The sequence below is a fragment of the Ectopseudomonas oleovorans genome (assembly GCF_003052605.1).
Taxonomy (GTDB): domain Bacteria; phylum Pseudomonadota; class Gammaproteobacteria; order Pseudomonadales; family Pseudomonadaceae; genus Aquipseudomonas; species Aquipseudomonas oleovorans_A.
Genome location: NZ_QASO01000092.1, coordinates 10,674 through 36,292, shown reverse-complemented (window position 1 = coordinate 36,292; position 25,619 = coordinate 10,674). Strand labels below are relative to the sequence as shown.

Annotated in this window: 22 protein-coding genes; all 22 read right to left on the bottom strand. The window is 63.0% G+C overall.

The genetic code is table 11. The features are described 5' to 3' along the window. Positions 1-219 precede the first annotated feature (219 nt). Complete coding sequence (gene nuoN / locus DBO86_RS15290) at positions 220-1,704, bottom strand: NADH-quinone oxidoreductase subunit NuoN (protein WP_108234119.1); 1,485 nt, start codon at positions 1,702-1,704, stop codon at positions 220-222. A gap of 19 nt (positions 1,705-1,723) precedes the next feature. Beyond that, the gene (gene nuoM, locus DBO86_RS15285) at positions 1,724-3,253 is read right to left on the bottom strand and encodes an NADH-quinone oxidoreductase subunit M (protein ID WP_108234118.1); all 1,530 of its coding nucleotides are present in this window, start codon (positions 3,251-3,253) and stop codon (positions 1,724-1,726) included. Positions 3,254-3,266: 13 nt separating this feature from the next. Beyond that, the gene (nuoL, locus tag DBO86_RS15280) at positions 3,267-5,117 is read right to left on the bottom strand and encodes an NADH-quinone oxidoreductase subunit L (protein WP_108234117.1); all 1,851 of its coding nucleotides are present in this window, start codon (positions 5,115-5,117) and stop codon (positions 3,267-3,269) included. Then, on the bottom strand, positions 5,114-5,422 hold the full coding sequence (gene nuoK, locus DBO86_RS15275) for an NADH-quinone oxidoreductase subunit NuoK (protein ID WP_003460477.1): 309 nt from the start codon (positions 5,420-5,422) through the stop codon (positions 5,114-5,116). The genes nuoL and nuoK overlap by 4 nt, the downstream gene beginning before the upstream one ends. After that, positions 5,419-5,928, bottom strand: a complete 510-nt coding sequence (gene nuoJ, locus DBO86_RS15270; RefSeq protein WP_108234116.1) for an NADH-quinone oxidoreductase subunit J — start codon at positions 5,926-5,928, stop codon at positions 5,419-5,421. The genes nuoK and nuoJ overlap by 4 nt, the downstream gene beginning before the upstream one ends. 160 nt (positions 5,929-6,088) lie before the next feature. Beyond that, a complete protein-coding gene (nuoI, locus tag DBO86_RS15265; RefSeq protein ID WP_003460474.1) occupies positions 6,089-6,637 on the bottom strand; it encodes an NADH-quinone oxidoreductase subunit NuoI in 549 nt (182 codons plus the stop codon). An 11-nt stretch (positions 6,638-6,648) separates the two neighbouring features. Next, complete coding sequence (nuoH, locus tag DBO86_RS15260) at positions 6,649-7,641, bottom strand: NADH-quinone oxidoreductase subunit NuoH (RefSeq protein WP_104729045.1); 993 nt, start codon at positions 7,639-7,641, stop codon at positions 6,649-6,651. Next, positions 7,638-10,361: an NADH-quinone oxidoreductase subunit NuoG gene (gene nuoG, locus DBO86_RS15255; protein ID WP_108234115.1), complete on the bottom strand. Its 2,724-nt coding sequence runs from the start codon at positions 10,359-10,361 to the stop codon at positions 7,638-7,640. The genes nuoH and nuoG overlap by 4 nt, the downstream gene beginning before the upstream one ends. A 58-nt stretch (positions 10,362-10,419) precedes the next feature. Then, positions 10,420-11,766, bottom strand: a complete 1,347-nt coding sequence (gene nuoF / locus DBO86_RS15250; RefSeq protein ID WP_108234114.1) for an NADH-quinone oxidoreductase subunit NuoF — start codon at positions 11,764-11,766, stop codon at positions 10,420-10,422. Then, positions 11,763-12,263, bottom strand: coding sequence for an NADH-quinone oxidoreductase subunit NuoE (nuoE, locus tag DBO86_RS15245; protein ID WP_104729101.1), 501 nt, complete (start codon positions 12,261-12,263; stop codon positions 11,763-11,765). The genes nuoF and nuoE overlap by 4 nt, the downstream gene beginning before the upstream one ends. Continuing rightward, positions 12,260-14,041, bottom strand: coding sequence for an NADH-quinone oxidoreductase subunit C/D (gene nuoC / locus DBO86_RS15240; protein WP_108234113.1), 1,782 nt, complete (start codon positions 14,039-14,041; stop codon positions 12,260-12,262). The genes nuoE and nuoC overlap by 4 nt, the downstream gene beginning before the upstream one ends. 63 nt (positions 14,042-14,104) lie before the next feature. Next, positions 14,105-14,782 carry a NuoB/complex I 20 kDa subunit family protein gene (locus DBO86_RS15235; protein ID WP_003460467.1) on the bottom strand — a complete coding sequence of 226 codons (678 nt, stop codon included), beginning with the start codon at positions 14,780-14,782 and terminating at the stop codon, positions 14,105-14,107. A 10-nt stretch (positions 14,783-14,792) separates the two neighbouring features. Next, a complete protein-coding gene (locus tag DBO86_RS15230; RefSeq protein ID WP_108234112.1) occupies positions 14,793-15,206 on the bottom strand; it encodes an NADH-quinone oxidoreductase subunit A in 414 nt (137 codons plus the stop codon). A 580-nt stretch (positions 15,207-15,786) separates the two neighbouring features. Beyond that, positions 15,787-17,382, bottom strand: a complete 1,596-nt coding sequence (locus tag DBO86_RS15225) for an isocitrate lyase (RefSeq protein WP_108234111.1) — start codon at positions 17,380-17,382, stop codon at positions 15,787-15,789. A gap of 560 nt (positions 17,383-17,942) precedes the next feature. Continuing rightward, entirely contained in the window at positions 17,943-18,752 is an 810-nt protein-coding gene (locus DBO86_RS15220; protein ID WP_108234110.1) for a secretin N-terminal domain-containing protein, read from the bottom strand. Continuing rightward, positions 18,749-19,390, bottom strand: coding sequence for a DUF7931 domain-containing protein (locus DBO86_RS15215; RefSeq protein ID WP_108234109.1), 642 nt, complete (start codon positions 19,388-19,390; stop codon positions 18,749-18,751). Before DBO86_RS15215 ends, DBO86_RS15220 begins: the two co-directional genes overlap by 4 nt. Positions 19,391-19,398: 8 nt before the next feature. Further along, the gene (locus DBO86_RS15210) at positions 19,399-19,824 is read right to left on the bottom strand and encodes a GNAT family N-acetyltransferase (protein ID WP_074678642.1); all 426 of its coding nucleotides are present in this window, start codon (positions 19,822-19,824) and stop codon (positions 19,399-19,401) included. Next, the gene (locus DBO86_RS15205) at positions 19,817-20,983 is read right to left on the bottom strand and encodes a ribosomal protein uL16 3-hydroxylase (RefSeq protein ID WP_108234108.1); all 1,167 of its coding nucleotides are present in this window, start codon (positions 20,981-20,983) and stop codon (positions 19,817-19,819) included. The genes DBO86_RS15210 and DBO86_RS15205 overlap by 8 nt, the downstream gene beginning before the upstream one ends. Before the next feature lie 221 nt (positions 20,984-21,204). After that, positions 21,205-22,575, bottom strand: a complete 1,371-nt coding sequence (gene purB / locus DBO86_RS15200) for an adenylosuccinate lyase (protein WP_108234107.1) — start codon at positions 22,573-22,575, stop codon at positions 21,205-21,207. A gap of 148 nt (positions 22,576-22,723) precedes the next feature. Further along, a complete protein-coding gene (locus DBO86_RS15195; RefSeq protein WP_108234106.1) occupies positions 22,724-23,587 on the bottom strand; it encodes a DMT family transporter in 864 nt (287 codons plus the stop codon). A 2-nt stretch (positions 23,588-23,589) separates the two neighbouring features. After that, the gene (gene hflD, locus DBO86_RS15190; protein ID WP_108234105.1) at positions 23,590-24,210 is read right to left on the bottom strand and encodes a high frequency lysogenization protein HflD; all 621 of its coding nucleotides are present in this window, start codon (positions 24,208-24,210) and stop codon (positions 23,590-23,592) included. Beyond that, positions 24,207-25,319, bottom strand: coding sequence for a tRNA 2-thiouridine(34) synthase MnmA (gene mnmA / locus DBO86_RS15185; RefSeq protein ID WP_074858410.1), 1,113 nt, complete (start codon positions 25,317-25,319; stop codon positions 24,207-24,209). The genes hflD and mnmA overlap by 4 nt, the downstream gene beginning before the upstream one ends. Positions 25,320-25,619: the final 300 nt, after the last annotated feature.

Here is a 25,619-nt window from a genome sequence, read left to right as displayed (position 1 = left end):
GCGTAAAGCAGAAACGCCGTGAACAGCGGTGGTCGAGACCATCAGGAGGTAGGAGTCGGAAACTCCGAGGGCCGGTCTGGGCGCTTAGCTACCGCAGGCGACACATCAACGGAACCAAGCTCGCTGATGCTGTTTGTCAGTAGGCAGGAACCGCCGTATACGGAACCGTACGTACGGTGGTGTGGGAGGACGGCGGGGGCGACCCCGCCTCCTACCCGATTACTGCGCCAGGGCAACCAGTCCGGCGTGCTGGACCAGCTCCAGCAGCGGCTGCGGGTACACGCCGATGATGAAGGCGAGCAGGGCGACCACCAGCAGCATGATGCCGCCGGCACGCTGACTCCAGTCGAAGGGCGCATCGTGGCGATGCATATTGGGTTCGCGCATGAACAGCGTGACCATCACCCGCAGGTAATAGAACACGCCGATGGCGCTGCCCAGCACCATGGCGCCGAGCAGCCACCACAGTTGCGCTTCGACACCGGCGGCGATCACGTAGAACTTGCCGATGAAGCCGGCCGTCAGCGGAATGCCGGCCAGCGACAGCATCATCACCGTGAGCACGGCGGTCAGGTACGGGCGGCGCCAGAACAGGCCACGGTATTCGTACAGCGCATCGGCATCGCGGCCGCTGTAGGGGGTGGACATCAGGGTGATCACACCGAACGCACCGAGGCTGGTCAGCACGTAGGTGGCCAGGTACACGCCCACGGCTTCCACCGCGAGCCCCTTGCTCGCCACCAATGCCACCAGCAGGTAACCGAAGTGGGCGATGGACGAGTAACCCAGCAGGCGCTTGAGGTTGTTCTGCAGCAGCGCCAGCAGATTGCCGAACAGGATCGAGGCGATGGCGATCAGGGTCAGCAGGTCGCTCAGCCAGCCGCCGCTCATGGCCGGGGATATCTGGTACAGGCGCAGCAGCACGGCGAACACCGCTACCTTGCTGGCGGTGGCGAGAAAGGCCGCCACTGGCGCAGGGGCGCCTTCGTAGACGTCCGGCGTCCACAGATGGAAGGGCACCAGCGACAGCTTGAACGCCAGACCGATCAGCATCATGCCGATGCCGATCTGCACCAATTGGCTGCTCTCGCGCATCAGGCTGGCGCCGATATCGGCAAAGCCCAGGTTGCCCGACTCGGCATACAACAGCGCCATGCCGAACAGCAGGAAGGCCGAACCAGCGGCCGACAGCACCATGTACTTGATGCCGGCCTCCAGCGAGCGCTTGTTGAAGAAGGCGTAGGCGATCATGCCGTAGGTGGGCACCGACAGCAGTTCCAGGCCGATGAACAGGCCCGCCAGATGTTGGGCGCTGACCAATACCAGGCCACCCGCGGCGGACAGCAGTACCAGCAGGTACAACTCCTCGCGGTTGCCCGGATAGCCCTTGCCCGAATCACCGCCCAGATAAGCATGGATCAGCGTGATGCAGGCCAGGCTGGCCGCTAGTACCAGGGCCATGTAGTAGCAGGCGAACTTGTCGATCAGCAGCAGCGGAGTGACTTCGAGCGGCGCCACCTCAAGTGCCGGAATCAGTGACAGCAGCGCCAGGTTCAGGCCCACCACCGAGAGGATGAAGGTCACCGTGTGATTGCGCTTGGCGGCGATGGCCAGCATCACTACGACAGCGGTGAGGCTGGTCACCAGCAGTGGCAGTAGGGCGATCAGGTGTTGCAGGGTGAATTCGACAGCGTGATGTTCCATGAGTCTCTAATCCTTACCCTTACCGGCCCGAGGCGAGTTGATCGAGGGCGCCAGCCATCCACTGCTGCACGCCGTGCATGCTGGCAGCGGAGGTGTCGAGCACCGGTTGTGGGTAAACGCCAAGCAGAATCAGCAGCACGCCAAGGCCGAGCACCATGGCCAGCTCGCGCGGTTTGAGGCCGGGCAGCGGCGCTTCCTGTTGCACCGGGCCGAAGTAGGCGCGGTGAATCATCGCCAGGGCGTACACCGAGCCGAGCACCAGGCCGGTGGCCGCCAGCACCACGACCCAGGGCGCGCTGGGGAAGCTGCCAATCAGGATCAGGAACTCACCGACGAAGTTGCCGGTGCCGGGCAGGCCGAGTGCGGCAGCGGCAAAGAACAGGCTGATGGCCGGCAGCCAGGGCATGCGCGCCCAGATCCCGCCCATCTGGCGCAGGTCACGGGTGTGCAGGCGCTCGTAGAGCTGGCCGCAGAGGATGAACAGCGCAGCAGCCGACAGGCCGTGGGCAACCATCTGCACCACCGCGCCTTGCAGGGCGATCTGGCTGCCGGAATAGATGGCAATCAGCACGAAGCCCATGTGCGACACGCTGGAGTAGGCCACCAGGCGCTTGATGTCGGTTTGCGCGAACGACAGCAACGCGCCATAGAGGATGGCGAACACACCGAGCCACTGGGCGATGGGGGCGAACTCCGCCGAGGCGTTGGGGAACAGCGGCAGGGCGAAACGCAGCAGGCCGTAGGCAGCGGTTTTCAGCAGGATGCCGGCCAGGTCCACCGAGCCGGCAGTCGGCGCCTGGGCGTGGGCATCCGGCAGCCAGGAGTGCACCGGCACCACCGGAAACTTCACCGCGAAGGCGACGAAGAAACCCAGCATCAACAGGTATTCGGTGCCCGGCGCCAGTTCGGTCTTCAGCAGGTCGGCGTAGTTGAAGCTGAGCACGCCGGTCTGGTTGAAATGCACGAATACCAGGGCCAGGATCGACACCAGCATGATCAGGCCGCTGGCCTGGGTGAAGATGAAGAACTTGGTGGCGGCGGTGATACGGGTACGGCCGTCGCTGCCGCTATGACCCCAGAGCGCGATGAGGAAGTACATCGGCACCAGCATCATTTCCCAGAAGAAGAAGAACAGGAACAGGTCGACGGCGAGGAACACGCCGACCACGCCGCCGAGAATCCACATCAGGTTGAGGTGGAAGAAGCCGACGCGGTGCTGGATCTCGTTCCACGAGCAGAGCACCGAGAGCACACCGAGCAGACCGGTGAGCACCACCATCAGCACCGACAGGCCGTCCATCGCCAGGTGGATGGTGATACCCAGGCGCGGGATCCAGTCGATGACGAACTCGTGGGCCCAGCGCGGGCCGCCGTCCGGGGCCGGTGCCAGGGTGAAGTCACCGCTGACCCATAGCCACAGACTCAGGCCGAACAGCAGGCTCATGGTGATCAGGGCGATCCAGCGCGGCAGCACGGAGCCGAAGCGCTCGCCTTGCCAGCACAGCAGGCCGCCGATGAAGGGAATCAGGATTAGCCAGGGCAGAATCATCAGGCTGTTTTCCTTAACTCAGAAAGAGGATGGCGGCGAGCACCAGTACGGCGCCCCCGGCGATCGAAGCGGCGTACCAGCGCACCTGGCCGGTCTCGCTGCGCACCAGCGCGGCGTTGCCACCGCGCGCGAGCAGTGGAATCAGGCCAATGCCGCGGTCGATCGGGTCGCGGCGCAGCAGTTGGCAGAGCGCAAGGTAGGGGCGCACGAACAGTTTGTCGTACAGCCAGTCGAAGCCCCAGGCGGCGAACCACAGGGCGCTTAGCAGACGACCCGGCGCGCTCTGCGCCACGGCGGAAGCGACGCGGCGCTGGCCGAGGAAGAGCAGGGCGGCGATGACGATACCGCTCACCGCGATCAGCCCCGACAGCAGCTCCAGGCTGTGCTTGGCCTCGCCACCGGCATGGCCGGCGCTTTGTGGCAGCACGCCGGCCAGCGGCGGGGTGATCCAGGCGCCGATGAAGGTCGACAGCACGATCAGCACCAGCAGCGGCAGGTTGTGGGCGATGCCATGACCGGCGTGCGCCTCGGTCTTCTGCTCGCCGTGGAAGGCGATGAAGATCAGGCGGAAGGTGTAGATCGAGGTCAGGAAGGCGCCGAGCAGGCCTGCATAGAGCAGCTCGCTGTGGCCACTGGCGAAGGCTTCCCAGAGGATTTCGTCCTTGGAGTAGAAGCCGGCGGTCAGCAGCGGCAGGGCGGCCAGGGCGGCACCGCCGACAACGAAGCTGGCATAGGCCAGCGGCAACTTCTTCCACAGCCCGCCCATCCTGAAGATGTTCTGCTCGTGGTGGCAGGCATGGATCACCGCACCGGAAGCAAGGAACAGCAGTGCCTTGAAGAAGGCGTGGGTCATCAGGTGGAAGATTGCCGCGTCCCAGGCGCCAACGCCCAGGGCCAGGAACATGTAGCCGATCTGGCTCATGGTCGAGTAGGCGAGGATGCGCTTGATGTCGCTCTGCACCAGGGCGGCGAAACCGGCCAGCACCAGGGTCACGCCGCCGACGATGCCGACCAGTTCGAGAATTTCCGGGGTCAGCAGGAACAGGCCGTGGGTACGGGCGATCAGGTACACGCCGGCGGTGACCATGGTCGCCGCGTGGATCAGCGCCGACACCGGGGTCGGGCCTGCCATCGCATCGGCCAGCCAGGTCTGCAGCGGCAACTGGGCGGATTTACCCACCGCGCCGCCGAGCAGCATCAGGGTGGCGACCCACAGCCAGGCGTCACCGGCCACATACTGCTGCTGCGCCCGTACCATCAGCTCCTGGATGTTCAGGGTACCGAGGTTGATGAACAGCAGGAACATGCCGATCATCAGGAACACATCGCCGATGCGGGTGACGATGAAGGCCTTGAGCGCCGCGTTACCGTTGGGCACGTGCTTGTAGTAGAAGCCGATCAGCAGGTACGAGCACAGGCCGACGCCTTCCCAGCCGAAGAACAGCACCAGCAGGTTGTCGCCTAATACCAGCAGCAACATGCTGAAGATGAACAGGTTGGTGTAGGCGAAGAAGCGCGAATAGCCTTCCTCGCCGCGCATGTACCAGCTGGCGAACAGGTGGATCAGGAAACCCACGCCAGTGACCACACCGAGCATGGTCGCGGACAACCCATCCAGATGCAGGGTGAAGCTCGGCGCCAGGCCTTCGACGCTCATCCACTGCCACAGGGTCAGGCTGTAGGTGCCGTCAGCCGGTGGATTGCCGAGAAAGGCGGCAATGACCCAGGCGGCGCTGGCGGCGGCCAGGCCGATGGAGCCGACACCGATCAGCGCACTGGTGTTTTCCGAGAGGCGTCCGCGCGAGAAGGCCAGCAGCAGCCAGCCGAGCAGCGGGAAGAATAGAGTCAGGGCTAGAAGGTTCATCCGCGCATCTCGCTGGCAGCGTCGATATCCAGAGTGTTGAAGCGGCGATACAGCTGCAGCAGGATCGCCAGGCCGATGCTGGCTTCAGCGGCTGCCAAGGTGATCACCAGAATGAACATCACCTGGCCGTCAGCCGCGCCCCAACGGGCGCCGGCGACGACGAAGGCGAGCGCGGCGGCGTTCATCATCACTTCCAGGCTCATCAGGATGAACAGGATGTTGCGCCGCACCATCAGGCCGACCAGGCCGATGCAGAACAGTACGCCGGCCAGAGCCAGGCCGTGTTCCAGAGGTATACCGGTCATGCGGTGGGCTCCTTGGCGTCGTGGCGGCCCAGGTGGTAGGCAGCGACCAGTGCGGCGAGCAGCAGCATGGAGGCCAGCTCCACCGCCAGCAGGTAGGGGCCGAACAGGCTGATGCCGACAGCCTTGGCCTCGACCGTGGTGTGGCCGATATGGGCGTCGCTGACATGATTCAGCAGCACATAGAGCAACTGGCCGAGCAGCAGCGCGCTGAGAATTGCCGGGCCGACCCAGATGCCGGGCGTCAGCCACTTGCGCTCCTGCTCGGCAGCAGCCGGGCCGAGGTTGAGCATCATCACCACGAAGACGAACAGCACCATGATGGCGCCGGCATAGACGATGATTTCCAGCGCACCGGCAAAGGGCGCACCGAGGGCGAAGAACACCATCGATACCGCCAGCAGCGAGACGATGAGATAGAGCAGGGCATGCACCGGGTTGGTATTGGTGACCACCCCGACCGTTGCTGCCACCGCCACACCGGCGGAAAAGTAGAATGCGAATTCCATCAGAAGCTCCTCATTGCGCTCGCCTCGTGAGAAGCAGCGGCATATTTCGGGAGATGACACCAAAGACGTAGGAGCGAGCTCTGCTCGCGAAGCGTTTGGCGTCGTCTGCGTTCGCGAGCAGAGCTCGCTCCTACAGGGCGGGAAAACCCATGACCTTGGCTCATGGCAGCAAGCTCTTGACGTTGATCGGCTCGGCCTCGTTCTGCGCGGCGCCCTTGGGCTTGCCGGCGATGGCCATACCGGCAACGCGGTAGAAGTTGTAGTCCGGGTTCTTGCCGGGGCCGCTGATCAGCAGGTCTTCCTTCTCGTACACCAGATCCTGGCGCTTGAACTCGCCCATCTCGAAATCGGGGGTGAGCTGGATCGCGGTGGTCGGGCAGGCTTCCTCGCACAGGCCGCAGAAGATGCAGCGTGAGAAGTTGATGCGGAAGAACTCCGGGTACCAGCGCCCGTCGTCGGTTTCCGCCTTCTGCAGCGAGATGCAGCCCACCGGGCAGGCCACGGCGCACAGGTTGCAGGCCACGCAGCGTTCCTCGCCGTCGGGGTCGCGGGTGAGGACGATGCGGCCACGGTAGCGCGGCGGCAGGTAGACCTGCTCTTCCGGGTATTGCAGGGTGTCGCGCTTGCGAAAGCCATGGCTGAACACCATGGCCAGGCTGCGCAGTTGGGTGCCGGTACCGACCAGCACGTCCCAGATGTACTTGAACATTGCTTTTCTCCTTACTGGGCCGTGGCCAGCACGACGGCGCCGGTCACCAGCAGGTTGATCAGGGTCAGCGGCAAGCAGAACTTCCAGCTGAAGGCCATGACCTGGTCATAGCGCGGGCGTGGGATAGATGCGCGCAGCAGGATGAAGATCATGATGAAGAAGGCCGTTTTCAGCGCGAACCAGAAGAACGGAATCTGCGGCAGGATGCCGAACGGGCCGTGCCAGCCACCGAAGAACAGGGTTACCAGTAGCGCTGACACGGTGACGATGGCCACGTATTCGCCAACGAAGAACATGCCCCATTTCATGCCGGCATATTCGATGTGGTAACCATCGGCCAGCTCCTGCTCGGCTTCCGGCTGGTCGAACGGGTGACGGTGGGTCACGGCGACGGCAGCGATGAAGAAGGTACAGAAGCCGAAGAACTGCGGAATGATGAACCACAGGTTCTGCGCCTGGTAATCGACGATGTCGCGCATGTTGAACGAGCCGACCTGCGCCACCACGCCCATCAGCGCCAGGGCCAGGAACACTTCGTAGGACACCGTTTGCGCCGAAGCACGCAGGGCACCGAGCAGGGCGAACTTGTTGTTGCTCGACCAGCCAGCGAACAGCACGGCATACACCGACAAACCCGCCATGGCGAAGAAGAACAGGATGCCGATGTTCAGATCCGCCACGCCCCAGGTCGGCGTGATGGGGATGATGGCGAAGGCCACCAGCATCGCGGCGAAGGCGATCATCGGCGCCAGGGTGAAGATGAACTTGTCGGCGAACGGCGGCGTCCAGTCCTCCTTGAAGAACATCTTGATCATGTCGGCGGCGATCTGGAACATGCCGAACGGCCCCACACGGTTGGGGCCGTAACGATCCTGCCACCAGCCGAGCAGGCGCCGCTCGATGAAGCTCAGCAGCGCGCCGCAGACCACCACCACCAGCAGGATGACGATGGCCTTGAGTACCGCGATGACGATCTCGATCAGTTCGGGCGTCAACCAGTTCATTGCGCGGCCTCCTGCAGCAGGGTCACGCTGGCACCAGCGACTGCTGCCGGAATACCCGGCAGGCCAAGCGGCAGGCCGACCAGACCGACGGCCAGGTCATCACGCACCTGCAGCGGCAGGCGCAGCGCCTGGCCGTTGATGCGTAGGGCCAGCAGCGCACCGTCGTTCACGCCCAGGCGTGTCGCTTCCTCGCGGGCCAGGGCCACGTAGGGCTCGGGCATGCGCTCCTGAATAGGTTTGGCGCGCGCGGAGTTTTCCTCGCTACCGAACAGGTGGTGCAGCGGCGCCACCTGCCAGGTGCCGGCTGCCGGGTTGAACGCGGCGTTGACGGCGAACCAGGGCAGTGCGTTGCCGGCGGCTTCGAGCAGACGCACGCCGGGGTCGCCGGCACGCAGATGACCACCGACCTCGTCCTGGAACTTGTTCCAGGCCTGCGGCGAGTTCCAGCCCGGCGACCAGGCGAACGGAATCTGCTGACGGTCTTCCTTGCTGCCGGCGTAGCCTTCCATGGAGAAGGCGAAGGCCGAATCCTGATCCTGCGGCTGACGCGGTTCATGCACGCTGATATTGGCGCGCATGGCGGTGCGGCCGCTGTAGCGGTGTGGCTCGCGGGCCAGCTTGAGGCCCTTGATGCGGAACGAGGCGCTAGGCGCGGCGTCCTTGATCCCTGCCAACAGCGGGTTGCTGGCAGCGCAGGCTGCGGTGACCTGATCCAGCTGCGTCCAGTCAACGGCCTTGCCTTGCAGGGTGCTGTGCAGCGCGTGCAGCCAGCGCCAGCCTTCGCGGATCAGAATGCCGGCGTCGTAGTAGCTCGGCTCATAGACCTGGAAGAAGCGCTGGGCGCGGCCCTCGAGGCTGACCAGGGTGCCGTCGCCTTCGGCGAAGGAGGCCACTGGCAGCAGCAGGTGGGCGCGTTCGCTGGTGGCGGTGCGCTGGTGATCGGCGACGATCACCGCCTGTGCGGCGCTGAGCGCGGCGTCAACCTTGGCGGCATCGGCGCGGCGGTACAGGTCGTTTTCCAGCACGATCACGGCATCGGCCTGGCCGCCACTCAGGGCTTCCAGCGCAGCATCGACGGACTCGCCGCCCTGCTCTTTATCCAGAAGCAGTGCCAGGCCCAGGCTGTTGGCTTCGGGCACCACAAGGCTCAGCGAGCCGTTCTTCTCGCGGTTCTTCAGCGCGCTGGCGATATTGGCGGCAGCTTCGATCAAGGCCTTGTCGCCCAGCGAGGCGCCGGAAACGATCAGCGGGCGCTTGGCGTTGAGCAGGGCATCGGCGATGCGCTGTACCAGCGCTTGCGCCTCGGCTTCCAGGCCGTCGACGGCCGGTGCACTGGGGTCGATGGCGTGAGCCACGGCGAAACCGATGCGAGCCAGGTCCGCCGGTGCGGCGTGCACGCTTTCGGCGGCCACGTCGTCCAGGCGGGTTTCCGTGACGCTGGCGATAAACACCGGGTGACGAGCATGCTGCGCAACGTTCTGCACAGCGGCCATATGCCAGTCCTGAATCCGTGCACCGGCAGCGATCTCGGTGGCCTTGCCCTTGACCGCCTGGCGCAGGGCCAGGGCCAGGCGTGCGGCGGTCTGGGTCAGGTCTTCGCCGAGGACGAAGATGGCGTCATGCAGCTCGACGTCGCGCAGGGTCGGCGTCGGCAGCGGGCCGTTTTGCAGGATGTCGCGAATCAGGCGGATATTGGCCAGTTCGCTGGCAGCGATGCCGCTATAGAAGTTGTCGGCACCGACCAGTTCGCGCAGGGCGAAGTTGGATTCCAGGCTGGCGCGCGGCGAGCCAATGCCGATCACGCGCTTGCCCTTGAGTAGCTCGGCGGCCTTGTCCAGTGCGGCATCGATGCCGATGGCCTGGCCGGCCAGCAGCGGCTGACGCGGGCGGTCTTCGCGGTTGACGTAGCCATAGCCAAAGCGGCCACGGTCACAGAGGAAGTATTGGTTGACCGAGCCGTTGAAGCGGTTCTCGATACGGCGCAGCTCGCCGTAGCGCTCACCAGGGCTGATGTTGCAGCCGCTGGAGCAGCCGTGGCAGATGCTCGGGGCGAACTGCATGTCCCACTTGCGGTTGTAGCGCTCGGAGTGGGTCTTGTCGGTAAACACGCCAGTCGGGCAGACCTCGACCAGGTTGCCGGAAAACTCGCTTTCTAGCGTGCCGTCCTCGACGCGGCCGAAGTACACGTTGTCGTGCGCGCCGTAGACGCCCAGGTCGGTGCCGCCGGCGTAGTCCTTGTAGTAACGCACGCAGCGATAACAGGCGATGCAGCGGTTCATCTCGTGGGCGATGAACGGGCCCAACTCTTGGTTTTGATGAGTACGCTTGGTGAAGCGATAGCGCCGGGTGTTATGCCCGGTCATCACCGTCATGTCCTGCAGGTGGCAGTGGCCACCTTCCTCGCACACTGGGCAGTCGTGCGGGTGGTTGGTCATCAGCCATTCGACGACGCTGGCGCGGAACGCCTTGGATTCCTCGTCGTCGATGCTGATCCAGGTGTTATCGGTGGCGGGCGTCATGCAGGACATGACGATGCGACCGCGGGTGTCGTTCTCGTCGTTGTACTGCTTGACTGCGCACTGGCGACAGGCGCCGACGCTGCCAAGCGCCGGGTGCCAGCAGAAGTAGGGGATATCGAGTCCAAGGGACAGGCAGGCCTTCAGGAGGTTGTCTGCACCATCGACTTCGAAATCTTTGCCGTCTACGTGGATAGTGGCCATTTCTTCAGTCTTCGTTTACCCGCTTCAGAAAAGCGGCTGGCTAAGGGAATTCGTCTGTTCAGCTCGCACTTGCCGGCATGCGGGGCGTGGTCGCCACCTTGGCCACACCGGCCTCGAACTCTTCACGGAAATACTTGATGGCACTGCCCAACGGCTCCACGGCGCCTGGCGCGTGAGCACAGAAGGTCTTGCCCGGGCCGAGGAAGTTGACCAGGCCGAGCAGGGTGGCGATGTCCTCGCGAGTGCCTTCGCCGCGCTCGAGGGCACGAAGGATCTTCACGCTCCAGGGCAGGCCGTCGCGGCACGGCGTGCACCAGCCGCAGGACTCGCGGGCGAAGAACTCTTCCATGTTGCGCAGCAGGGAAACCATGTTGATCGAGTCGTCGACCGCCAGCGCCAGACCAGTGCCCATACGGGTGCCGACCTTGCCGATGCCGCCGGCGTACATCTGCGCCTCAAGGTGTTCGGGCAGCAGGAAGCCAGTGCCGGCGCCGCCAGGCTGCCAGCATTTGAGCCTGTAGCCATCGCGCATGCCGCCAGCGTAGTCCTCGAACAATTCGCGGGCGGTGATGCCGAACGGCAGTTCCCACAGGCCGGGGTTCTTCACCTTGCCGGAGAAGCCCATCAGCTTGGTGCCGTGGTCTTCGCTGCCCGGGCGGGCGAGGCCCTTGTACCAGTCCACACCCTGGCCGACGATGGCCGGCACGTTGCACAGGGTTTCGACGTTGTTGACGCAGGTCGGCTTGCCCCAGACGCCGACGGCAGCCGGGAAGGGCGGTTTGGCGCGCGGATTGGCGCGGCGGCCTTCCAGCGAGTTGATCAGCGCGGTTTCTTCGCCGCAGATGTAGCGGCCGGCGCCGGTGTGCACGAACAGCTCGAAATCGAAACCGCTGCCAAAGATGTTCTTGCCGAGCAGGCCGGCGGCCTTGGCTTCATCGATGGCGCGGTTGAGGTTACGCGCCGCATCGACGTACTCGCCACGCAGGAAGATGTAGCCGCGATAGGCCTTCAGTGCGCGCGCCGAGATCAGCATGCCTTCCACCAATAGGTGCGGCAGCTGTTCCATCAGCATGCGGTCTTTCCAGGTGTTGGGTTCCATTTCGTCCGCATTGCACAGCAGGTAGCGGATGTTCATGGATTCGTCAGCCGGCATCAGACCCCACTTCACGCCCGTGGGGAAGCCTGCGCCGCCACGGCCCTTGAGGCCGGACTCCTTGACGGTCTGCACGATGTCGGCCTGGGCCATCTCGGTCAGTGCCTTGCGTGCGGCCGCGTAGCCGTTCTTCTGCTGGTATTCCTCCAGCCATACCGGCTGGGCGTCGTCACGCAGGCGCCAGGTCAGCGGATGGGTTTCTTCGCTGCGGGTGATGCGGTTGGCTGGGCCGATGGAGGTCAGGGTCTTCATTTGTAGTCCTCCAGCAGCTTGGCGACGCCGTCAGGTCGAACATCGCCGAAGGTGTCGTCGTCGATCATCAGCGCCGGCGCCTTGTCGCAGTTGCCCAGGCAGCACACCGGCAGCAGGGTGAAGCGCTCATCGCTGGTGGTCTGGCCGAGGCCAATACCGAGCTGCTTCTGCATCTCACTGACCACCGACTCATGGCCGCCGATGTAGCAGGTCATGCTGTCGCACACGCGAATCACGTGGCGGCCGACGGGCTGACGGAAGATCTGGCTGTAGAAGGTGGCCACGCCCTCGACGTCGCTGGCAGGAATGCCGAGAATTTCGCCAATGGCGTCAGCGGCGCCGTCCGGCACCCAGCCGCGTTGCTTCTGCACGATCTTCAGCGCTTCGATGCTGGCGGCGCGCGGGTCTTCGTAGTGATGCATCTCGTGCTCGATGGCCGAGCGCTCGGTTTCGCTGAGGGTGAAACGGTCGGTCTGAATTAGCGTGCTCATGATCAGCGGTCCACGTCGGCCATGACGAAGTCGATACTGCCCAGATAGGCGATCAGATCCGCCACCATGCTGCCGCGAATCACCGAAGGGATCTGCTGCAGGTGGGCGAAGCTGGGGGTACGAATCCGGGTGCGGTAGCTCATGGTGCTGCCGTCGCTCGTCAGGTAGTAGCTGTTGATGCCCTTGGTCGCCTCGATCATCTGGAAGGCTTCGTTGGCCGGCATGACCGGGCCCCAGGAAACCTGCAGGAAGTGAGTGATCAGGGTTTCGATGTGCTGCAGCGTGCGCTCTTTCGGCGGCGGCGTGGTCAGCGGATGGTCGGCCTTGTACGGGCCTTCCGGCATGTTCTTCAGGCACTGGTCGATGATGCGGATGCTCTGGCGCATCTCTTCCACACGCACCATGCAGCGGTCGTAGGCATCGCCATTGGCTGCCAGCGGTACCTCGAAATCGAAGTGCTCGTAGCCGGAGTAGGGGCGCGCCTTGCGCAGGTCGAAGTCGCAACCGGTGGCGCGCAGGCCGGCACCGGTGGTGCCCCACTCGAGCGCTTCCTTGGTGTTGTACTGCGCCACGCCGATGGTACGGGCCTTGAGGATGCTGTTCTTCAGCGCGGCCTTCTCGTATTCGTCGAGGCGCTTGGGCAGCCAGTCGACGAATTCCTTGACCAGCTTGTCCCAACCGCGCGGCAGGTCATGGGCGACGCCGCCGATGCGGTACCAGGCCGGGTGCAGGCGGAAGCCGGTGATGGCTTCGATCACCTTGTAGGCGCGCTGGCGGTCGGTGAAGGTGAAGAACACCGGGGTCATGGCGCCGACGTCCTGGATATAGGTGCCGAGGAACAGCAGGTGACTGGTGATGCGGAAGAACTCGGCGAGCATGACGCGGATGAAGTCGACACGGGCCGGCACCTTGATACCGGCGAGTTTCTCCACCGAGAGCACATAGGGCAGGTTGTTCATCACCCCGCCGAGGTAGTCGATGCGGTCGGTGTAAGGGATGAAGCTGTGCCAGCTCTGCCGCTCGGCCATCTTCTCGGCGCCACGGTGGTGGTAGCCGATTTCCGGCACGCAATCGACGATCTCTTCGCCGTCGAGCTGCAGGATGATGCGGAACGCGCCGTGGGCGGATGGGTGGTTGGGGCCGAGGTTGAGGAACATGTAGTCCTCATGCTCACCGCCACGTTTCATGCCCCAGTCTTCGGGATTGAAGCGCGCGGCTTCTTCCTCGAGCTGCTGCTTGGCCAGGGTGAGGCTGAACGGATCGAATTCGGTGGCGCGCGCCGGGTAGTCCTTGCGCAGCGGGTGACCTTCCCAGGTCGGCGGCATCATGATCCGGCTCAGGTGCGGGTGGCCGGTGAAGGTGATGCCGTACAGATCCCAGACTTCGCGCTCGTACCAGTTGGCGTTGGGCCAGATGCCGGTGGCGGTGGGCAGGTTGAGGTCGCGCTCGGACAAGGCGACCTTGATCATCACATCACTATTACGCTCCAGCGACATCAGGTGATAGAACACCGTGAAGTCGGCATCGGGAAGGCCGCGACGTTGGGTGCGCAGGCGCTCGTCGACGCCGTGCAGATCAAAGAGCATCACGTAGGGGCGCGGCAGGTTGCGCAGGCAGGTGAGCACTTCGATGAGGCGCTCACGGGCGACCCAGAGTACCGGCATGCCGGTGCGGGTCGCTTGCAGGGTGAAACTGTCGTCACCAAAACGGGCGCACAGTTCGGCGACGACGTCCTGGTCGTCAGCCTTGTAAGGCGGTATGGACACAACGGTGTCTTGAGTCATGGTCTCGGTCGCTGTCGATCAACGTAGAAAGTGGGCGTGACGCTTGCGCAGGCAAGCATCAGCTCAGACTTCGTCGGGGCTACGCAGGTTGGTAACGGCGATTCGCTGCTCGCGTCGCTGTTCCTTCTGCGAAGGCATTTCGGCACGGTAGATGCCTTGATCGCCAACGACCCAGGATAGCGGGCGGCGCTCCTGGCCGATGGATTCCTGCAGCAGCATCAAGCCTTGCAGGAACGCCTCGGGGCGGGGCGGGCAGCCGGGAATATAGACGTCCACGGGGAGGAACTTGTCCACGCCCTGAACGACCGAGTAGATGTCGTACATGCCGCCGGAGTTGGCGCATGAACCCATGGAAATGACCCACTTGGGCTCCAGCATCTGCTCGTAGAGACGCTGGATGACCGGCGCCATCTTGATAAAGCAGGTGCCGGCAATGACCATGAAGTCAGCCTGACGGGGTGATGCGCGAATGACTTCCGCACCGAAACGCGCCACGTCATGCGGGGCGGTGAAGGCGGTGGTCATTTCCACATAGCAGCAGGACAGGCCGAAGTTGTACGGCCACAAGGAATTCTTGCGCCCCCAGTTGACCGCGCCGTTAAGCACGTCCGAGAGCTTGCCCATGTAGATGTTCTTGTGAACCTGGTCCTCTAGCTGCGGGTCGGAGACGACCTCCCGCTGGCCGATCGGATACGCCTCGTTGGGCGCATTCGGGTCGACCCGAGTAAGTTTGTATTGCATCGCCAAAGCCTCATTGTTTCAGCTTCGCCTGCCGTTCACGACGTCCCTGCGGTGCCCAATCGAGCGCGCCGATACGCCAAAGATAGACAAGACCTGCCAACAGAATTGCTATGAAAACTGTAGCTTCGATCAGACCCGCCCAGCCGCTTTCGCGCACCGAGACTGCCCAAGCGAAGAGATAGAGGGCTTCAACGTCGAAGATCACGAAGAGCATCGCGACCAGATAGAACTTGGCTGACAGGCGCAGACGCGCGCTGCCGGTAGGAAGCATGCCCGACTCGAAAGGCTCGTTCTTGCTACGTCCCCAGGCTTTGCTGCCGAGCAGACTGGAAACGCCGAGCATGAAGGCGATGAGCGCGCAGACACCCAGCAAGAAAACAGCGAAGGCCCAGTTCTGGGGCATGGTGGTTACCGCATCAGGCATGCCGGTACTCCTGAAACTCAAGGAACGGCTTGTATTTGGTTAGCTGACAAGCACCGTCAAGGGTGCTGATGCAAAGTGTGTATACAATACTATGTGTATGCCGACTGTAAGTAAATTCTTCAAAGAAAATTATTCCTGCATTTTCATCACTATTGCCAGGTTTTTGCCTGAATTGTCGCATCGCTGTAATTGCGCTGCAGGCCATGCAGGTCGGCGCTTCTGGACTATGGCTGATGGCTTTGTTCTGGCAATCCGTGGCGCCCATTCATCCGGCTAATCTGCCTCATTTTGCTGGGTGATGCGCCTCGGCAAGATGAGTAATTGCCTGCCACTTTGGTATTGGGGCGACGGCAGCAGGCATTGACTTAAATTCTCTTGATGTATCTCTCCGCCTGCAGCTCTGCCTCAAGGTTTATCGGGCCTTTGGCATTTACTCGCCCATCCTGTCTTGGGGATATGCCAAGGCTGCGCCCTGTTTGGCTGAAGCGGTTTATCGCGCAAGTAAAAAAGCCCCGGCAAGCCGGGGCGGATTAGGCAATCGGCCGCTGCGGGTGCGTGGCCCGCAGCGGTTGAACCGTTCTTAGTGGAACTGGTTCATGGTGTTGTCTTTACCGCTCGCCTTCAGAGCAGCTTCGCCAGCGAAGTACTCCTTGTGGGTGTCGCCGATGTCGGAGCCAGCCATGTTCTGGTGCTTGACGCAGGCGATACCCTGGCGGATTTCCTCACGCTGAACGCCCTTGACGTAGGCCAGCATGCCCTGGTCGGCGAAGTAGCCCTTGGCCAGGTTGTCGGTGGACAGCGCGGCGGTGTGGTAGGTCGGCAGGGTGATCAGGTGGTGGAAGATGCCGGCGTGGGCCGAACCGTCACGCTGGAAGGTGCGGATCTTCTCGTCGGCGATCTGGGCCAGTTCGGTGTTGTCGTATTCGACGCTCATCAGCTTGGCGCGATCGTAGGCGGACACGTCCTTGCCTTCGGCAACGAATGCATCGAACACTTGCTGACGGAAGTTCAGGGTCCAGTTGAAGGACGGGCTGTTGTTGTAAACCAGCTTGGCGTTCGGGATGACTTCGCGGATGCGGTCAACCATGGCTTTGATCTGGCCAACGTGCGGCTTCTCGGTTTCGATCCACAGCAGGTCGGCGCCGTTCTGCAGGCTGGTGATGCAGTCCAGTACGCAGCGGTCTTCGCCGGTGCCAGCGCGGAACTGGAACAGGTTGGACGGCAGGCGCTTCGGACGCAGCAGCTTGCCTTCGCGGTTCAGAACGACGTCGCCGTTCTTCAGTTCGGCAGTGGACACTTCTTCGCAATCCAGGAAGGAGTTGTACAGGTCGCCCAGGTCGCCCGGCTGGTTGGTCACGGCGATCTGCTTGGTCAGGCCGGCACCCAGGGAGTCGGTACGAGCAACGATTACACCGTTGTCGATACCCAGTTCCAGGAAGGCGTAGCGAACGGCAGCGATCTTGGCGAGGAAGTCGGCATGTGGAACGGTAACTTTGCCGTCCTGGTGGCCGCACTGCTTCTCGTCGGATACCTGGTTTTCGATTTGGATGCAGCAGGCACCCGCTTCGATCATGCGCTTGGCCAGCAGGTAGGTGGCTTCCGGGTTACCGAAACCGGCATCGATGTCGGCGATGATCGGGACAATGTGCGTTTCGTAGTTGTCGATCTGGTTCTGGATCTCGGCAGCCTTGGCGTGGTCGCCAGCGTCGCGGGCAGCGTCCAGAGCGGTGAACAGCAGGTCCAGTTCGCGGCTGTCGGCCTGACGCAGGAAGGTGTACAGCTCTTCGATCAGGTCGGAGACGGCGGTCTTCTCGTGCATCGACTGATCCGGCAGCGGGCCGAACTCGGAACGCAGGGCAGCGACCATCCAGCCCGACAGGTAGAGGTAGCGCTTGTTGGTGCTCTTCAGGTGCTTCTTGATCGAAATCAGCTTCTGCTGACCGATGAAGCCGTGCCAGCAGCCCAGGGACTGGGTGTAGAGGGAGGAGTCGGCGTCGTACTCTTCCATGTCCTTGCGCATGATGTCAGCAGTGTACTGAGCGATTTCCAGACCGGTCTTGAAGCGGTTCTGAGCGCGCATACGGGCGACGGACTCGGGGTTGATAGCGCTCCAGCTGCTGCCGAACTTCTCTTTCAGAGCGGCTACAGCCTTGATGTCGTTTTGATATGCGGACATGGTCAATCCTTCAGAAAATGTGTTGGTTGAGCACCGACTACCCACGCAAAGCGTGCACGAATGCAGCGGCTGGGCGGCTACCACTTCGACGGCGAGAAAACGGCTGAAAGGCGAGGGTGTACTGCGAAGAGGGGGATGTAGGCGAGCAGATCGCTGGTCGCTTCAGGCGTCGGGCTCGTGGAAACCCTTGGCATTGCGCTGAACCTGGCGAGCTGTCTGTTACTTAACGCTTCCCCGTCCCTCAGGACAACTTCGTTCCAGTCGCAACCTCGTCGTACGGCCTTGTGGGCTGTTGGGACACGGACCGGTGCGAAGTACTTCGCGGGCGGTCTGGAGATCCTTTTCTGGACCCCTGGCTAGCGGGAGCGAGGCCATCATGCCTCTGGGAAGATGCTTCGTCAAACGTTTTGTAGTGGTTTTTTAAAGCTACTACATATTCAGTAGGCGACTGGCTGGTCACGCTTGGCAGCCCATGGGTTGGGCGTTTCAGGCATTTCGCGGGTTGCGAGAGTTGTCCATCGTTCTTGCGAGGGAAAGGCATTCGACTTTGGTCGGGGGTGTCAGTCGATCGCTTCGACCTTAAGGCGCAGCGACATGTCCTCGCGGCCCTGGGTGGAGTGTCGACGCAACACGTCACGGCCGCTGGAGCTGGTTTCCTCGCTGACGCCACCCAGGGTAATCCACTCGCCGAGTCGGCCGCTGACGCGGGTATCGGTGCTTTGCACATCGATCACGCCGGGTCGGCTGTTGCTGACGCGATCGCGTTGGCTGCTGATGGCAACGTGGACCAGTTCGCCAGAGAGGCTGGCTGTTACGTAGAAGCCGCGGGTCACGTCGCGGTACTGGGTATCCTGGTAGACCTGGCCGTATGGACCGGTACTGGTGGTGGTCAGCGGCACGCTCTGGCCGACCTGAATTAGCGCTGGATACCCTTCGGTGGCCTGTACCTGCTGGGTGCCGCCGCCACGGCTGTCGGTGCTGCGGCGGATGATGCGCACCTGGTCGCGACCGTTCTCTTCGCCGCGGCCGACTTGTACTTCGGCATTGCCGGCACTGAGCGTGCCATCGACGCGATAGCCGCGGTCGTTCTGGTAATTGCTGTCGGCGCTCTCCACGGTGATCAGCAAGCGACGCGGGCGGGTGTCGAGTTGCTGTAACAACACGCGCACTTCACCGATCTTGGCCGGTGACGCATTGACGATCAGTTGGTTGCCATAGGCACTGACCTTGCCCTCGTTACCGAGCATCGACTGCACCACGCCGAGTACGTCATCGGCAGTGCGGTAATTCAATGCGATTACCTCGGTGGCCGCTTGCAGCGGCAGGCACAGGCCGAGAAGCAGGGCGGCGAACAGCGTGCGCAGGGTCATAGCAGAAAGCTCCGCAGATCAGGGTCGGTGATGCTGGTATCCCAGGCCTGGTCGAACTGGGTTTGGCGTTGGCGCACGCGCGCCGGATCGTTGTACAGGGTGTAGCCGGATTGTTGATCGAGTTCAGGTCGCACGAACAGGCCCCTGTCATCGGCGATCAGGAAGGCCAGTTCCTCGCTGGCATAGTCCGGATTGAGTTTGCGGATATGCAGGTTGGAGGACAGTCGGCGTGACAGGGCGAGCAGACGATGACCTTCCTTTACGGCACGGGTCGGGTCGCGCAGCAGAATGCGCAGGCGCGCCCGAGGACTACTCAGCAGGAACCGGGTGCAGGCCTGTTGCACGCTGCTGTGGTGATAGAGCCAGGGCTCCAGGTCATCGCTGTACAGGCACAGGCTGCGCTGGGCTTGCTGGATCAGCGCCAGGATGTGGGCGCGAGCCTGCTGGGGCTGGCTGAAACGCTCCAGACGCTCGTGCTGGCCGAGTATGAACGGGGCCGGCTCCCATTGCGCCGCATCCGGCGTGATGGGTTCGGGGTTGTGCACGGCAAAACGCCCCGGCGACTCGAATTCGATGGCCGCCAGTTCAATGGGATCTGGCGTATCGATCGGTTCGACCGGGGCGTCTTTGTCGTTCATTTCGGTCTCTACTGGCTGCTGCGCACCATATCCACGTGCGGTATGCCGGCGTCGAGGTACTCGTCGCTGACAATCCTGAAGCCTAGCCTTTCATAGAACGGCGTGGCGTGCACCTGAGCGGTGAGCATTTGCTGATGCAGGCCGCGTTTTTCAGCTTCGGCAATCACCGCCTGCATCAGTTTTTCGCCCACTTTCAGGCCGCGCCAGTCCTTGAGCACCGAAACGCGACCGATATGGCCATCGGGCAGCAGGCGCGCGGTACCCACCGGGTAATCACCTTCCTCGGCGAGAAAGTGCACGGCGTCGGTATCCTCGGCGTCCCATTCCAGCTCCGGCGGTACCGATTGCTCGGCAACGAAAACGCTGTCGCGGATACGACGAAGCTCGGCATTGTCCCTATGCCAGTCCGCGACACGGACAGTGATCTCACTCATCGGCAAATCCCAGGCTGCCTTGCTTGACCAGTTCCCATAGCAGGGTACGCCCCTCGTCGTCGGCCAGCCAGGCGCCGAGGTTTTCCACATGTAACGCATCGGCGCTGCAGATCAGCTTCAACAGCTCGCGCAGGCGGGCGGAAACCAGGCGGCTCTGGCCGCTGGCGAACAGCACCAGGTCTTCGCCGACTTCCGACCAGGCCATGCGTGCGCTGGGGTTGCGAATGAGGATCGCGCCATCTTCCAGTGCGCCGAGGAAGTCCTCTTCCTCGATCTCGATGCCGGCAACCAGCTCCGGGTACTTGGGCTCGGTCATGAACTGGCCGAACCAGGTCATCAGCAGGCGTTCGTCACTCATGTGCTCGTTGAGCAGCGCCTTGAGGCGCTCCAGGGCGTCGCGCTGGATCTGGTTGGGATCCTCGCTCGGCTGGATGTCGGCATCGCTGTAACGCTCTTCGTCGGGCAGGAACTGGCCGAGGAAATCAGTGAAATGGGTCAGTACTTCGGTGGCGCTCGGCGCGCGGAAGCCCACGGAATAGGTCATGCAATCATCCTCAGCGGTGCCACAGTGGGCGAGGCGTGGCGGCAGGTAGAGCATGTCGCCGGGTGCCAGCACCCATTCATCGGTTGGTTCGAATTGCGCCAGGATCTTCAGATCGGCGTGGGGGAGCAGCGGGCTGTCGGAATCGCACATCTGGCCAACTTGCCAGCGGCGATGACCGTGCGCCTGCAGCAGGAATACGTCGTAGTTGTCGAAATGCGGGCCGACGCCGCCGCCGGGGGCAGCGAAGCTGATCATCAGATCGTCGATGCGCCATTTGGGCAGGAACTTGAAGTTTTCCAGTAGTTCGGCCACTTCCGGGACGAACTGGTCGACGGCCTGCACCAGCAGGGTCCAGTCGCGCTCGGGCAGATCCTGGAAGGTGTCCTCGTTGAACGGGCCGCGCTGCAGCTCCCAGGGGCGCGCGCCGTGCTCGATCACCAGGCGCGATTCGACTTCTTCTTCCAGCGCCAGGCCGGCCAGTTCGTCGGGGCTGATCGGGCTTTCGAAGTCAGGGATCGCCTGGCGCACCAGCAGTGGCTTCTTCTGCCAGTAGTCGCGCAAAAATTCACGGGCTGTGAGGCCACCCAGCAATTGCAGCGGAGTATCAGGATTCATCAGTAAGCCCTTGAAATAGATAAAAACCTTAAAACAAAAACGCCCGGCTCAGCCGGGCGTCCTTGGCGGACTGTCAAAAAACGTAGGCGAGGCAGGCAAGACAAGGCAAAAGCGGCCGAAGAAGCGGAGTTTACGTGCTGTAAATGAGCATTCTGAGGCCGGTTTTAATGCAGTATTGCCAACGTAGGTAGTTTTTCGGCTGTCTGCCAGGCTGATCGCGCTTAGATCCGCTTGGCCTGGGCCACGGCGTTACCGATGTAGCGCGCCGGAGTCAGTTGCTTGAGCTCTTCCTTGGCGGCGGTCGGCATGTCCAGGCCGTCGATGAAGGCCAGCAGGGCCTCGGGGCTGATGCCCTTGCCGCGAGTCAGCTCTTTCAGCTTCTCGTACGGGTTCTCGATGGCATAACGGCGCATGACGGTCTGGATCGGCTCGGCGAGCACTTCCCAGCAGGCATCCAGGTCTTCAGCAATTTTCTGAGCATTGAGCTCCAACTTGCTGATTCCCTTGAGGCTGGCTTCGTAAGCGATGACGCTGTGAGCGAAGCCGACACCCAGGTTACGCAGCACGGTGGAGTCGGTCAGGTCACGCTGCCAGCGGGAAATCGGCAGCTTGCTGGCCAGGTGCTGGAAGATCGCGTTGGCTATCCCTAAGTTGCCTTCGGAGTTCTCGAAGTCGATCGGGTTGACCTTGTGCGGCATGGTCGAGGAGCCGATCTCGCCGGCCACGGTCTTCTGCTTGAAGTAACCAAGGGAGATGTAGCCCCAGACGTCGCGGTCGAAGTCGATCAGGATGGTGTTGAAGCGAGCGATGGCGTCGAACAGCTCGGCGATGTAGTCGTGCGGCTCGATCTGGGTGGTGTAGGGGTTCCAGGTCAGGCCCAGGTCACCTTCGATGAACTGACGCGCGTTGGCTTCCCAGTCGATGCTCGGGTAGGCCGACAGGTGGGCGTTGTAGTTGCCCACGGCGCCGTTGATTTTGCCCAGCAGCGGCACGGCCGCGACCTGAGCGATCTGGCGCTCCAGGCGGTAGACGACGTTGGCCAGTTCCTTGCCCAGGGTGGTCGGCGAGGCCGGCTGGCCGTGGGTGCGCGAGAGCATCGGCACGTCAGCGAACTTCACTGCCAGTTCACGAATGGCGCCTGCCAGTTGCTTCATCAGCGGCAGCAGCACGCTGTCACGGCCTTCACGCAGCATCAGGGCGTGGGACAGGTTGTTGATGTCCTCGCTGGTGCAGGCGAAGTGGATGAACTCGCTGACCTTGTCCAGCTCCGGCAGCTTGGCAGCCTGTTCCTTAAGCAGGTATTCCACGGCCTTGACGTCGTGGTTGGTGGTGCGCTCGATTTCCTTGACGCGCTCGGCGTGCTCGACGGCGAAGTTCTCGGCCAGCTCGTTGAGCAGGGCGTTGGCTTCGGCGGAGAAGGGCGCGACTTCCGGGATGCCCTCGTGAGCGGCCAGGCGCTGCAGCCAGCGCACTTCGACCAGTACGCGGCTACGGATCAGACCGTATTCGCTGAAGATAGGGCGCAGGGCGCTGGTTTTGCCGGCGTAGCGGCCGTCGACGGGGGAAACCGCGGTGAGCGAGGAAAGCTGCATGTAGGCGTTCTCGGGCTGTCGGGCTGAAAAGCCATCCGGGGTCGCTGCGCGTCGTGCCTGCTTCAGTGAAGCGGGCGCTAGCTCAGGTGCCTGGACGACCTCTGGCGAAAAGGGCGCATATCATACATGAAAACCGGCGTGTGACCGCCTATGTCCTGCGTCTGGCGACCGATAACAGACTGGCGGCGAAGATCAATGCTGCACCGAGCAGCGACAGGGTGTCTGGCGTCTCGCCCCAGAGCAGCCAGGCAATGATGCCGGCGAAGACGATGGCCAGGTAAGCCACCGGACCGATCAGTCCGGGCGGTGCCAGGCCGTAGGCGCGTGACATGATCACCTGGCTGGCGGTGGCCAGCAGGCCGATGCCCAGCAGCCAGCTCAGTTGCGTGGAGTCGAGCGGTTGCCAGCTCCAGGTCAACGGGATGGCGGAGAGCAGTGCACTGAACAGCGAGAAATAGAAGACGATGCGCGTGGCCGGTTCGCTGTCGCTCATCTCTCGGATGGAGACGAAGGCAAAGGCCGCCAGCAGGCTGGCAGCCAGGCCGGCCAGGGCTGGCCCTTCGAATAATGCTGCGCTGGGTTTGGCTACCAGCAGTACGCCACACAAGCCAATCAGGCTGCTGATCAGCATGCGTCGGGTCAGTGGTTCCTTGAGCCAGATATGCGCGATCAGCGGAGTGAAGACGGGGGCCGAATAGGTGAACAGCATGGCGTCGGCCAATGGCAGATGGGCGATGGCATAAAAGAAGCAGTACATCGCCGCCAGGCCATAGGTGGTGCGCCACAGATGGGACTTCAGGCGGGTCGTGCGCAACGGGCGAATGCCGCGCACCAGCAGCAGCGGCAGGAAGAACAACACGCCGACCAGGTTGCGGAAGAACACCACCGACTCGTTGTTGACGCTGACGGAAATCTCGCGGATGCCGACTCCGGTGAAGGCAAACAGCAGCGCCGAGAGCGCCAGCAGCAGGGCACCCTGAAGGGGTTTGACGCTGCGGCTGGCGGGCTCCATGGTCAGTTTCGCGTCATGTCGTAGAGCGCTTTGAGCAGCTTGCCGCGACTGAATACCAACTGCCAGCGGTGGCCGCCGAGCTGACGCCAGAGGCGCGCCGAGCGGATGCCGGCGAGCAGCAGGGCGCGGATTTTCGCGGCGTTGTTCGGCTGCTGCAGGAAGCGCATGTCGCCGTGCACCTGAATGCGCTGGCGGAAGGTGCTGATGGTGTCCTGATACAGGCCGCCGCAGGCGGCGATGACGTTGTCATGGACCAGGCCAAAATGCTCGACCTGTTGCTGGATCTGATCCAGCCGGCTGCCCATCACCTGCAGCATGTCGCCGCGCTTGTCCAGTTGCCGCTCCAGGCCGATCATCGCCAGCGAATAACGCAACGGCTCGCGCTGCAGGGCGGATGGATTGCGTTCCAGCGAGCTGATCAGGGCGCGATAGCCATCACGCAGGTTGAGGTCGTCGCCACCGTATACATCCAAAGTGCTTTTCGGGTCGCGCACCAGCAGGCTGCCGAGCATGCAGCCCATCGAGGCTTCGCTGACCTGGCCGGTCCGGGCGATCTTGTCGGCCAGCACTGCTGCTTCGAATACGGCGCCCAGGGCAACCAGTTGCTCCTGCAGCGGGCTCATCGGGCGTCCTCGTACCAGGCTTCTGCGGTTTCGATCACGCCGCCGCCGAGGCACACCTCGCCGTCGTAGAACACCACGGACTGACCCGGAGTGACGGCGCGCTGCGGCTCGTCGAACACGGCGCGATAGCCGGTCTCGGTCCTCTCCAGGGTGCAGTGCTGATCGTTCTGGCGGTAGCGCACCTTGGCGGTCAGGCGGCGCGGGCTGCTCAGATCCACTGGGTTGACCCAGTAGATGTCCGAGGCGAGCAGGGCGCGTGAGAACAGCCAGGGGTGTTCGTTGCCCTGGCCGACGATCAGTACGTTACGCGTCAGGTCCTTGCGCAGCACGTACCAGGGATCGTCGCTGGCGTCCTTGAGACCGCCGATGCCAAGCCCCTGGCGCTGGCCGATGGTGTGGTACATCAGGCCGTGATGGCGGCCGATGACCTGGCCCTCGGTGGTCTCGATGTCGCCTGGCTGGGCCGGCAGGTACTGTTTGAGAAAGTCACTGAAGCGGCGCTCACCGATGAAACAGATACCGGTGGAGTCCTTCTTCTTCGCCGTGGCCAGCTCGTATTTCTCGGCGATGGCGCGTACCTGCGGCTTTTCCAGCTCGCCAACCGGGAACAGGGTCTTGGCGATCTGCTCGCCGCCGACGGCGTGCAGGAAATAGCTCTGGTCCTTGTTTGGGTCCAGGCCCTTGAGCAGCTCCGTACGGCCATCGATATCGCGGCGACGCACGTAATGACCGGTGGCGATCAGGTCGGCGCCGAGGCTCAGGGCATAGTCGAGGAAGGCTTTGAACTTGATCTCGCGGTTACACAGGATGTCCGGGTTCGGCGTGCGCCCGGCCTTGTATTCGGCCAGGAAGTGCTCGAACACGTTGTCCCAGTATTCTGCGGCGAAGTTGGCGGTGTGCAGCTTGATGCCGATGCGATCGCAAACGGCCTGGGCGTCGGCCAGGTCGTCCATGGCGGTGCAGTACTCGGTGCCGTCGTCTTCGTCCCAGTTCTTCATGAACAGGCCTTCGACCTGGTAACCCTGCTCCATCAATAGCAGGGCGGAAACGGACGAGTCGACGCCGCCGGACATGCCGACGATCACGCGTTGGGTGCTAGGTGCTTGCATGGGAATCTGCGAGTGAAGCCTTAAAAGTTGCCGAGTCTACCAGAAAGCCTGCCGCCCGTAGGGCGTACTCGGCTTTGGCTTCCTGCGTCGCTCTACCTCCTGCATCCATGCAGTCGTCGCGAAGCAGTACGCCGCTGGGTTTGTGTGGCGCTCAAGAGCGGCGGACTGCTCGCTTCGCTACGAGCGGCCGGCGTTCCGGTCCGCCCTACGTCCTCATCTGGAACCGGTGAGCACGGCATCCCCGGATTTCATCCGTATATGGACTCCTCCCGTTTTGCCAGTGAAATAATCTGCCTCTGA